Raw genomic sequence first — 1,255 nt, 5'->3', positions numbered from 1 at the left:
GGTTTAACCTGCTTAAGAGCGTCGAAACGTTCCTTATCAAAGATATTATGGTTAATGAATTTAAGCTCTAGCAATTCAAATGTGATCTTTAAACCTTCGTTTTCTCTTTCAATAGTGGTCAAGACTAAATCTGGTCTTCTTTTGTTACTAGCAAACCAAGGTAAGTCATCACAAACCGACCATACCTGCAGGTTACGTTCACTGTGAGTAAGTCTTCTTTCAGTAGATAAATAAGTTGCTAGCATTTCATGAGCATATTTCCCTCGACCAATTACCTTCAAGACAAGAGCTCCTGAAATATCTTTAACTTTATTAACAGCTTCAATGATCGCGTCTCGAGATATATTTTCGTTCTTCATTATAGATACGAGCTTACGATGCAACCGGTCATAGTATGCAAAATCATTTGTTTCTTCAGTAAGTTTACGAATATATTTAGATGATGAAACAATAAGTTTGAAACGACTGCTCTTTCCTACTTTAGGTTTATATTGAATAATATTTGCTTCACTAGACGTTTTAGTTAAAAGCGTTTTGTCTAAATATCTATCTAAAATTACTGACCAATTAAAGCGTTGATGCATAAAGTCAATTAATGCACTTTGTTTTTCACTTGTAATTGATATCATATTTTTTAAAAGTTGTACCTCATTTTTTTCGGGCATTAAATTCGTTTGAACTATATATTGCAATTGATAAAAATATTGTAATGTTTTAGGTAAATGCTCACTAACATAACTTATACGTTTAACAGCTTCATCGTTATTGAGTGGCTCTTTATATATGGTTTCAAACCAGCTTGCTGAATTTATAGGAGTGACACGTTCATATCTGTACTTTACTTGTTCTCCTTGACCAAAGTAGTCGGCTAACACTACTAAATCAGCATCTACCATCTGTTTTTCAACTTGATTTGATATTTCGTTAAGGTTCCTGCCTGAAATTACGTTTATTTCAATTTTAGGGAATTTACTATCCAATTCAGACTTCGTATATTCCTCTTTTTGCTGTAGCCATTTATTTAATTGATGATGAATTTTAGCAGCAGATTCGCTGTGAATAGTTAAACGCATTTTCTTCACTTTCGTTTTTGAAAATAAAGCATCGATACATTTCATAACTACTTCACTACTCTGACAATGTAGTAAAAGCATATCTAGCCCGTCTTTTGCATAGGGATATACTTCTAAATAGTTTTTAACTACTTTTATTAATTCTTCAGATAGCTCCTGAGATAAGTAGTCAGTATTTTGTG

Annotated in this window: 1 pseudogene; it reads right to left on the bottom strand. The window is 32.4% G+C overall.

The features are described from left to right. Window positions 1–1,255: pseudogene (locus RB298_RS15090) on the bottom strand (FtsK/SpoIIIE domain-containing protein); the annotation flags it as partial.

This window comes from Priestia sp. BR_2 (genome assembly GCF_041954005.1).
In the GTDB taxonomy this organism is placed as follows: domain Bacteria; phylum Bacillota; class Bacilli; order Paenibacillales; family Paenibacillaceae; genus Paenibacillus_AQ; species Paenibacillus_AQ lautus_A.
The sequence above is the reverse complement of the archived record's forward strand: the minus strand, read 5'-3'. Positions and strand labels throughout refer to the sequence as shown.